Origin of the sequence: Candidatus Accumulibacter phosphatis, from assembly GCF_012939955.1 — a bacterium.
Lineage (GTDB): Bacteria > Pseudomonadota > Gammaproteobacteria > Burkholderiales > Rhodocyclaceae > Accumulibacter > Accumulibacter delftensis.
On record NZ_SPMY01000081.1, the window covers coordinates 1 to 9,406 of the forward strand.

Sequence of the window (9,406 nt, forward strand, 5' to 3'; positions counted from 1 at the left end):
GCCAGGGAGCATGCTCCCTGAATTCCCCGTCTCACCCCCGGCCCTTCTCCCGCAAGGAGAAGGGAGGTTCGTCGAGTCGCTTTCGCGACTTTCACATTAACGGTCATGACACGTGGATGACACCCCAAATCATGAAAGTCATGACCCGTTTCCCTCTACCCCCCGGCCCTTCTCCCCGCAAGGAGAAGGGAGGTTCGTGAGTCGCTTTCGCGACTTTCACATTAACCGCGGTCGACGCTGATCATGGACACCAGTTCGCGCTCGTCGAGTTCCGCTTCGATGACGCGCTGGGTTTCGTCGTTGATCACGTTGGCCGCGCGCAACTCACGCAGGCGCTGCCGTTCGGCAGCGATCGCCGCCAGGCGCAGTCGCCGGCGCAGACCGATATGCGTTGCCCGCAGCGAGGCGTGCCCGGGATCGCCTTCGTGCAGTTCGAGCTTGCCCCGGTAGCGGCTGAGCAACTGCTCGACGAATGCAATATCCTCGGCGTCGGTAAGGTCGCTGGCGACCTCACCGACAGCGGCGAGCGCCGCGCGCGCGATTTCGGCGCGTGCGTTGCGTTCCTCATTGGGGTTGTCTGCCTCGCTGTCGAGGGCGAGCTTGCGGATCAGCCAGGGCAAGGGTACGCCGTTGAACGCCAGGGTCAGGATAATGGTTGCCGCGGCGAGAAAGACCACCAGGTCGCGCTCGGGGAAAGGCGTTCCGGTGGCAACCACGGTTGGAATCGATAGTGCGGTCGCCAGGGTGATCGAGCCGCGGACAGCAGCCCAGCTGATCAGCAGCAAGCGCTTCGGGTCGGGACCCTCCTCGCCGCCGGTCCACCCCCAGCGCAGACGAAAGCGCAGGTGAGCCGATACCCATACCCAGGCGATGCGCAGCACCATCAGCAGCAGCCACAGAACCAGGGCATAGAGCACCAGATCAAGGGCTGCGAACTCCTCGACGCCGCTCAGCATGCGGCGTAACTGTAGGCCGAGGAGAACGAAAACCGTGCCATTCAGGACATACGAAAGCATTCGCCAGACCTCGCGGGCGTGCTGGCGTGCATCGGCGGTCAGCCCTTTCACTTCCTGGCCGCTGGCCCACAGCCCGGCAGCCACAACAGCCAGGATTCCGGACACGTGTAGCGCCTCGGCGGCGAGGTAGGCTCCGTAGGGAATCAACACGGTCAGCAAGGTCTGCAACACCGGGTCGCCAGCATGCAGACGAATCAGGCGCTGCCGCAATTCGCGTCCGATCCACTCGACGGCGATGCCGATGATGATGCCGCCACCGGCCAGGTGTACGAAGTTGCCGGCAACGGCCGTCGACGAGAACAGCCCGGTCGCTGCCGCGGCGACGGCGAGTTTGAAGGCCACCAGTCCCGAGGCGTCGTTGAGCAGGCTTTCGGCGTTGACGATATGCACGATTCGCGCCGGCAAGGGCAGCAACTGGGTGGTGGCCACGGTCGCTACCGCGTCGGTGGGCGACACGATTGCCCCGAGCGTGAAGGCCACTGCCAGGGGCATTGCGGGGATCAGCCAATGCATCACGTAGCCGACCGCGACGACGGTCAGAACGACCAGGCCCAGCGCCAGCAGCAGCACCGGCTTGAGCGTATGAACGAAGTCGCGACGCGGCAGAACCCAGGCGTCTGCAAAGAGAATCGGCGGGATGAACAGGAGCAGGAAAAGCTCCGGGTCGACCTCGACGCTGCCGAGGCCGGGCAGGAACGAGGCGACGACGCCGACGACGACCAGCAGAATCGGCAAGGGCAGCGGCGTCCAATGGACGAGCGCGCCACCGACGGCGATGGCCAGGAGAAGGAGCAGGCTGAGTTCGATGAGGGACATGCGCGATTCTAGCGTCCTATATGACGAATGCGAGCATTGAATGGGGCTCAAATCCGGTGCAGTGTGGTAGGTTCTTTTCCGGCAATCGCCTTGGTTCTGAGCTGCCTGTCCGGCAGTGAAGTGCGTCCGTGGCGTCGAGACGGTCAGCGGGCGATATGGCGAGCCCGTTCGGAGGGCGTCACGATATCTGTCAGCCGAATCCCGAACTTGTCATTGACCACCACCACCTCGCCCTGTGCGATCAGCGTGCCATTGACGAAAACGCTCATCGGTTCGCCGGCCATGGCGTCGAGTTCGACGACCGAGCCGTGCGCCAGTTGCAGCAGGTTCTTAATGGTGATTTTGGTACGCCCGAGTTCGACCGCGATCTGGACCGGGATGTCCAGAATCATGTCCAGTTCGTTCATCAGCGAGGCTTTGTTCCCGGGCTCATCGAAACTCGGAAAAATATTGGCCGCCTGCGCGCCAGCCGCCGGTGTGGCATCCGCCTGCGCTTGTTCGGCCATTGCTGCAGCCCAGTCGTCGTCACTGCCCGTGTTGTCAGCAGTGCCTGCGTCCGTGGCTAGAAAGTCGAATTCGTTCGTTTCTTCCTTATCCATTGCTTTCTCCGGCAGGGGCTTCCTCGTGATCAGCGGCCATGAAACGTTCGACCTTGAGCGCGTATTGGCCATCCTGCTGCCCGTAGCGGCACTCCATCACTGGCACATCGTCGACCAGGGCGATGATCTTGTCGGGAATGTGGATGGGAATGATATCGCCGACTTTCATCTCCAGAATCTGGCGCAGGGCGACGCTTGTCGTGGCCAGCTTGGCAGTGATCTCCACCTCGGCATTCTTCAATTGCTTGCGCAACATGACGATCCAGCGTCGGTCGGTTGACAGCTGGTCGCTCTGCATGGTGCTGTAAAGCAGATCGCGAATCGGTTCAAGCATCGAGTAGGGAAAGCAGATGTGCATGTCTGCACTCGAGCCACCGAACTCCAGCGAAAAGCTGGTCGAGATGACGACCTCCGAGGGGGTGGCAATATTCGCGAACTGCGAATTCATTTCCGAGCGAATGTATTCAAACTTCATGTCGTATACCGGCTTCCAGGAGCGCGAATACTCGGTAAATACGACCGCCAACAGTCCCTGGATGATGCGTTGTTCAGTGGCTGTGAAATCACGGCCTTCAACGCGCGTATGAAAGCGGCCATCGCCGCCGAACATGTTGTCAACCACCAGAAAGACGAGACTTGGGTCGAAAACGAACAATGCCGTGCCGCGCAAGGACTTGGCAGCAACCAGGTTGAGGTTGGTCGGGACCACCAGATTGCGGGTGAACTCGCTGTATTTCTGCACCCGTATCGAGCCCACCGCTATCTCGGCGCTGCGATGCATATAGTTGAAGAGGCCGATGCGCAGGTAACGGGCAAAGCGTTCATTGACCAGTTCGAGCGTCGGCATGCGCCCGCGAACGATTCTTTCCTGCGTTCCGAGGTTGTAAGGGCGAGGACCGCTACCCAGGTCGTCTGCCTCCTCCGGTTCGTCGGCTTCGCCGCTGACGCCACGGAGCAGGGCGTCGACTTCATCTTGAGAGAGGAAATCCGCACTCATTGCCGGTCACTGGATGATGAATGAAGTGAACAGCACTTCCTTGACTGGCCAGTCGTTCTTTTTCCCTTTGCCGGCCGGATCAAGGACATCGTTCATCTTCTCCTTGATTTCGGCGGCGAGCCGAGTCTTGCCTTCGCTGCTGATCAAGTCCGAGGCCTTCTTGCTCGACAGCAGCAGGGTCAGGTCGTTGCGCAGCTTCGGCATGTACTGTTTGAGTTGTTCGTCGACCTGCGCATCCTCGACCTCGACCGAAAGAATCAACTGCAGATACTGGTCGCCGTTTTCGGGTACGAGATTGACCGTAAATGCTTCAAGGGCGACATAGACCGGCGCTGCGTTGTGGTCTACTTTCTTCCTCTTGGACGGCTTGGGCCTTTCCCGCGGGGCATCGGCGTACTCCTCGTCATACTCCGCCGCCGGCTTCAAGAGGAAGTAGGCGCCGACCCCGCCGAGGCCGAGCACCAGTACCAGGATGGCAATGATGATGGTCAGCAGCTTCTTCTTGCTTTTCACTGGTGGCGCGGCACCCGCGCCGTCAGCTTCGGCTTTTGCATCCTTGGCCATTCAGCAACTCTCTCCCTTGTTGGTTCGCCTGGTGGTGTTCGGTTAAGACCTGCTTCACCCCGGGCGGTCGCTTCTCTAGGCGAAAATGTCGACCAGCGCGCTGCCGCGGTGCGTACTGATGCTCTGGCCCAGCAGAGCGCTGACCGAATCGCCGCCAAGTATAGCCGTATCGGACACCGGGCGGGGTGACCCCGACGCTTGTCGTTGGCTATCGGCGGATTGGCGGAAGGACTCGCTGCCGACGCTGACCTGTCCGAGGTCGATTCCCGCATTGGCGAACATTTCGCGCAGGCGCGGCAATGCCGCTTCGATGGCCCCGCGAACATCGGCGTTCGCTGAAACGAAGTGTGCGTTGGCGCTGTCCTTGTCGATTTTGAGGGTGATTTCGATGCTTCCCAATTGCGGCGGATTGAGTGTCAATTGCGCGAGTTGCTTGTCGCTGGCTGCGAACCACAGCAGTTTTTGACCGAAATCAGTGGCCCAGGAGGGATCGCGGAGTGCTGTCTGCAGGCCCAGGGAAGTTTCCGGCACGATGCCTGCGCTGGCATTGGGCGCCTGGCTCACTGGCGAGAGCGTGGCCAGGTTGCTGGCCGGCAATACTTGTTGCTCCGGGCGCTTCATGTCGTTTTGCCCAAAAGCCGGCGCGAGCAAGTCGGCAACGGCAAATTTTGCCGCTTTGCCTGCGCTGGTCCAGGCCATAGGCGCTGTCGATGCCGCCCACGCCCCTCTCTCGTCGCTGCCGGGGGAGGATCCTTGTGCACTCTCGCTGCTTGCCGATGCCGTCGCAGCCGAGGCGAGCAGCGGCGAGCCAGGCGTCGGCAAGGAGGTGCTCAACGGCGAGCCAGGCGTCGGCAAGGAGGTGCTCAGCGGCGCGATTTCGGCGCGATCGCCGCGGCTCGCAGGATTGACGGCCTGCAGGGAGGGCAACTGGTTTAGCTGATTCAGCCCGAGCATGGCCAGAAACCCGCCGCCTGCGAAATCAGGTGCTGCCTCGGGAAGGGTCGCCATGTCGTCGGTGACGGCTTCGCTGCTTTCGGAAGCGAGCGGCGCGGCGCTGACTGGCTGCGCCAGCAGAACGCTTGCAAAGTCCAGCCCGGTGCTCTCATCATCAACGGCCAGCGGGTCGCTGGCGCCACCTGCTGCGGACGCTCCCAGGACGGCTGCCGGGGCGAAGCTTGCAACGATTGTAATGCTCATGGACGATCCTCCTCGACAAGTCTTGCCGATAGCCAAGCAATTATCGTTCCATACCGCGTTGGCGAGTCTATTCGCCGTCTTCTTTGTCGTGCTTCCGGCGAGCGGCCCACTCGTCCTGTGCCTTTTGCTCCTGACGCCCTTCCAGCTTTGCTTCGCTGGCGCGATGGCGTTCGAAAAGGGCATCAAAGGCTTGCAGCCGCTTGCGCTGCTGTCGCCATTCTGCCTGGCCGCTGGCGGTGTGCGATTGCTGCTGGTGGACAGCCTGCAACTGCTGCTTGATGGCTTCGTCGAGACGCTTCAGGAATTCCTGATAGTTGCGCCATTCCGGCTGTCGCAGGCCGCCTTGCACTGCCTTGCGAAAGCGCTCGCTGTAGTCATCGCGATACTCTTCGAGCATGCGAAGCTTGCCCTGCGCATCACGTTCCGAGGCAATCAGGCGTGCCAGACGTTGCGTGGCTTCGTCGCTACGGTTCTGCATGAGGTCCAGGACCGCTTGCAGGGAGAAGGGTTTCGGCACATTGAACTCGATGAGGTCGGTGAAGTCGGCGGGCTTGGCAGACTAATTGATCGCCGCCTTGGGGCGGGAAGGCTGGCGAGTAGGGCCGCCTGGCCTGGGATCAGGGGTTGGCAGCAAACAGCGCCTGAAGTTGCGCGATGCTGGTGTCGAAGTCGGCACGCTGGGCGAGATTCTGTTGCAGCAGTACTTCGAATTTCGGATAGATGGCGATGGCCTGGTCGAGTTGCAGATCCGAACCTGCCGCGTAGGCGCCGACGCTGATCAGGTCGCGGGAACGCTGGTAGCGCGAGAAGAGTCCCTTGAAACGGCGAATGTTGTCGAGGTGCGCCGGGCTGACCAGATTGACCATCGCGCGCGAGATCGATTGCTCGATATCGATTGCCGGGTAGTGCCCGGCGTCGGCCAGCGTCCTTGACAGGACGATGTGGCCGTCCAGGATCGCGCGCGCCGAATCGGCGATCGGATCCTGCTGGTCGTCACCTTCCGCGAGCACGGTGTAGAAGCCGGTGATCGATCCGCCGCCGTCGGCGCCGTTGCCGGCGCGCTCGACCAGTTGTGGCAGGCGAGCGAAAACTGACGGTGGGTAGCCGCGGGTGACCGGCGGCTCGCCGATGGCCAGTGCAATCTCGCGTTGGGCCATGGCGTAGCGCGTCAGTGAGTCCATGATCAGCAGCACATGCCGGCCTCGATCACGGAAGTACTCGGCGATGCAGGTCGCGTAGGCAGCTCCCTGCAGGCGCATCAGCGGGCTGACGTCGGCCGGTGCGGCGATGACTACCGAGCGGCGCAAGCCTTCCTCACCAAGAATCTGCTCGATGAACTCCTTGACCTCGCGACCGCGTTCGCCGATCAGCCCGACGACGATGACGTCAGCTTCGGTATAGCGGGCCATCATGCCCAGCAGTACGCTCTTGCCAACACCGGAGCCGGCGAACAGACCCATGCGTTGGCCACGGCCGACGCAGAGCAGGGCGTTGATGGCACGGACGCCGACATCGAGCGGCTGCTCGATCGCTGCTCTCGACATCGGGTTGACCGGTCGGCTCTGCAGCGGCCGAAGTGATCCGGTCTCCAGCGGGCCAAGCTTGTCGAGTGGGCGGCCAGCACCATCGAGGACGCGGCCGAGGAGTGATTCGCCCACCGGGACCAACTTTGCGCGGTCAATCGAGCGTCGCCGCGCCGGTGGTGGTTGACCGATTCGGGGTGGCTGCTTCGGCGCTTCGAGGGCCATGACGCGGGCTCCCGGGGGCAGGCCATAGACGTCTTCCGACGGCATCAGAAAGAGGCGTTCGCCGTTGAAGCCGACGACTTCTGCTTCGATTGGCGAGCCGCCCGGCGGCACGATCCGGCAAGAACTGCCGAGCGGTAGTCGCAGCCCCGAGGCCTCCATGACCAGGCCATTGATGCGCGTCAGGTGGCCGCTGGGAAGCAGCGAACTGACCTGGCCGGCCGCCTGTCCGCAGCCCTCCAGAAAGCGGCGCCAGGCAGCGAGTTGCGGATTGTCGACAAGCTCGCTCATCGTTCGTTGGCCTTTCCTTCGGGCGCCTTGCCCGCGAGCCATTCCTCGCTGATGCCGATGCCTTCAACGACCCGCCGCCAGCGCGTTTCCAGTGTTGCGTCGACTTCGCTGGCACCGACTTCGACTCGACATCCCCCCCCGCGTCAGCGTGCCGTCCTCGACGATTCGCCAGTTGATGTGCGGCATTTGCTCGCCCAGATGATTGCGCACCAGCGTCGCATCGTCGGGGTGAACGAACAGCAGCGGCTGTCCGTGATGCGGGTGCAGCGTGCTGACGGCTTCTTTGACGACCGCCAACAGTAACTCCGGCTGCACGCTCAGGCTTTGCCTCAAGACCTGATTGGCGACCTCCATGGCCAGGGTCAGCAATTGATCGGCGACGCCCTGGTCGATGCCGCTCATCGCCTGCTGCAGGTTGTCCATCAAGGTCGCCATGGCCTCCGCCGATGCCTGCGCGGCAGCGATGCCTTCCTGGTAGCCGGCGGCATAGCCTTCCGCGTGCGCGTCGTGATGCATGCGCTCGATATCTGCGGCTGTCGGCAGGACCAGAGGCGGTTCTGCCGGCTCTTGCGTGTCGACGCTGTCCGCGGCCACGGTTTCCTCCGTCTGCAGGTCCGCGTCAGCGGGGTCATGGTGCAGCGTGCCGTTGGCAGGCGACGCCTCAGGTGGCGGCGCTGGGGGATGTGGCACCTTGTGTTGTGGCGCATCGGCTTCGCTGGCCTGCTCGTCGAACGCAGCGACCTCCCAGCGCTGGTAGGCAGTCAGTTTCTCTTTGGGGATCCAGTTGCTCATGGGGCGTGCTTACTCAGACCATTTCCTCACCGCCGGCCCCGCCAAGGACGATCTGCCCCTCGTCGGCGAGGCGGCGGACGATCTTGAGGATCTCTTTCTGCTCGCTTTCGACTTCGGAGAGCCGCACCGGTCCGCGCGAGTCGAGGTCTTCGCGAAGCATTTCCGCAGCGCGTTGCGACATGTTCTTGAAGATCTTTTCGCGCAGCGATTCGGTGGCTCCCTTCATGGCCAGGATCAGTGATTCGGACTGAATCTCGCGTAGCAGCTGCTGGATCGCTCGGTCGTCGAGATCCATCAGGTTTTCGAAGACGAACATCTCGTCGAGGATCTTCTGCGCCAGGTCAGGGTCGTATTCGCGGATCGAGTCGACTACCGAGGTTTCGTTGGCGGCACCCATGAAGTTGAGGATCTCGGCAACCGCCCGTACGCCGCCCAAGGCTGATTGCTTGACACTCGCGGAACCCGAAAGCAGGCGCAGCATGACGTCGTTCAACTCTTTCAAGGCTTCGGGCTGAATGCCTTCGAGAGTTGCTATACGCAATACCACGTCGTTGCGCAGGCGCTCGGAAAGCTGGTTCAGGATGTCGCTGGAATGGTCATGGGCGAGGTGGACGAGAATCGTGGCGATAATCTGGGGATGCTCGTTCTTGATCAGGTCGGCGACGGTTGGCGCGTCCATCCACTTCAAGCCTTCGATGCCATTGGTGTCGCCTGGCTGCAGGATCCGGGAGATCAGGTTGGACGCCTTGTCGTCGCCGAGGGCCTTGGTGAGTACCGAGCGGACGTAGGAATCGGTATCGAAATTGACGGCGGCGGACTCTTCGGCGGTGCTTTGGAACTCGGCGAGCACTTCGGCGACACGTGTGCGGGGAACCGATTTCAGGGCGGCCATGGCGTGCCCCAGCTTCTGCACGTCCTTTGGCCCGAGATGCTTGAGCACCTCGGCCGCGTAGTCTTCGCCAAGGCGTTGGCGCATTATAATGGCATGTCCCCCAGAGTCGGGGCTGAGCGGCGATAGAGGAGAGATCGGATGGCAGCGAGGGTAAGGCCAGACACTGGCGAGGCGACGTCGAAGCAGCGGTATCGAGTGACGAACTGGTCGGAGTACGACCGTTCGCTGGTCAACCGGGGCAACCTGACGATCTGGTTCGACGACGCCAGTATCAAAGACAATTGGACACCGGCGCCCCCGGTCGGTCGGGGCAAGCCCGGGCTGTACTCGGAGACGGCCATCCAGACCTGTTTGACGATCAAGGCCCTGTTCCAGTTGCCGTACCGCGCCACCGAAGGACTGATGAAGTCGTTGATGCGCTTGAGCCAACTGGACCTTCCCGTACCGGACCACACCCACATGTCTCGGCGTGCAGGTGAGATCTCGGTGCAAATTCC

At 62.3% G+C, this 9,406-nt stretch carries 10 protein-coding genes and 1 pseudogene; 1 reads left to right on the forward strand and 10 read right to left on the reverse strand.

All coding sequences use genetic code 11. The annotated features are described in order from the left end of the window. Nucleotides 1–221: 221 nt before the first annotated feature. The 10 genes and pseudogenes from E4Q23_RS20925 to fliG all read right to left on the reverse strand — a co-directional run bounded on the left by E4Q23_RS20925 (nucleotide 222) and on the right by fliG (nucleotide 8,993). Entirely contained in the window at nucleotides 222–1,832 is a 1,611-nt protein-coding gene (locus E4Q23_RS20925) for a Na+/H+ antiporter (RefSeq protein WP_169068423.1), read from the reverse strand. A 143-nt stretch (nucleotides 1,833–1,975) separates the two neighbouring features. Next, on the reverse strand, nucleotides 1,976–2,431 hold the full coding sequence (fliN, locus tag E4Q23_RS20930; RefSeq protein ID WP_169068424.1) for a flagellar motor switch protein FliN: 456 nt from the start codon (nucleotides 2,429–2,431) through the stop codon (nucleotides 1,976–1,978). Then, nucleotides 2,424–3,428: a flagellar motor switch protein FliM gene (gene fliM / locus E4Q23_RS20935; RefSeq protein ID WP_169068425.1), complete on the reverse strand. Its 1,005-nt coding sequence runs from the start codon at nucleotides 3,426–3,428 to the stop codon at nucleotides 2,424–2,426. Before fliM ends, fliN begins: the two co-directional genes overlap by 8 nt. A 6-nt stretch (nucleotides 3,429–3,434) precedes the next feature. Continuing rightward, a complete protein-coding gene (locus tag E4Q23_RS20940; RefSeq protein ID WP_169068426.1) occupies nucleotides 3,435–3,992 on the reverse strand; it encodes a flagellar basal body-associated FliL family protein in 558 nt (185 codons plus the stop codon). A gap of 75 nt (nucleotides 3,993–4,067) precedes the next feature. Beyond that, a complete protein-coding gene (locus tag E4Q23_RS20945; RefSeq protein ID WP_169068427.1) occupies nucleotides 4,068–5,189 on the reverse strand; it encodes a flagellar hook-length control protein FliK in 1,122 nt (373 codons plus the stop codon). 67 nt (nucleotides 5,190–5,256) lie between these two features. Continuing rightward, a complete protein-coding gene (gene fliJ, locus E4Q23_RS20950) occupies nucleotides 5,257–5,706 on the reverse strand; it encodes a flagellar export protein FliJ (protein WP_169068428.1) in 450 nt (149 codons plus the stop codon). 100 nt (nucleotides 5,707–5,806) lie between these two features. Next, complete coding sequence (gene fliI, locus E4Q23_RS20955) at nucleotides 5,807–7,225, reverse strand: flagellar protein export ATPase FliI (protein ID WP_169068429.1); 1,419 nt, start codon at nucleotides 7,223–7,225, stop codon at nucleotides 5,807–5,809. Beyond that, nucleotides 7,222–7,326 (reverse strand): annotated as a pseudogene (locus E4Q23_RS25010) (flagellar assembly protein FliH); the annotation flags it as partial. The pseudogene E4Q23_RS25010 and the gene fliI, both read right to left, overlap by 4 nt. Further along, nucleotides 7,289–8,017, reverse strand: coding sequence for a FliH/SctL family protein (locus E4Q23_RS20960; RefSeq protein WP_248595628.1), 729 nt, complete (start codon nucleotides 8,015–8,017; stop codon nucleotides 7,289–7,291). The gene E4Q23_RS20960 and the pseudogene E4Q23_RS25010, both read right to left, overlap by 38 nt. A gap of 13 nt (nucleotides 8,018–8,030) precedes the next feature. Further along, on the reverse strand, nucleotides 8,031–8,993 hold the full coding sequence (fliG, locus tag E4Q23_RS20965; protein WP_169068430.1) for a flagellar motor switch protein FliG: 963 nt from the start codon (nucleotides 8,991–8,993) through the stop codon (nucleotides 8,031–8,033). Nucleotides 8,994–9,047: 54 nt separating this feature from the next. Here fliG and E4Q23_RS20970 point away from each other — a divergent pair. Further along, nucleotides 9,048–9,406: transposase (locus E4Q23_RS20970; protein WP_211203879.1), on the forward strand; the 359-nt coding region annotated here is incomplete at its 3' end.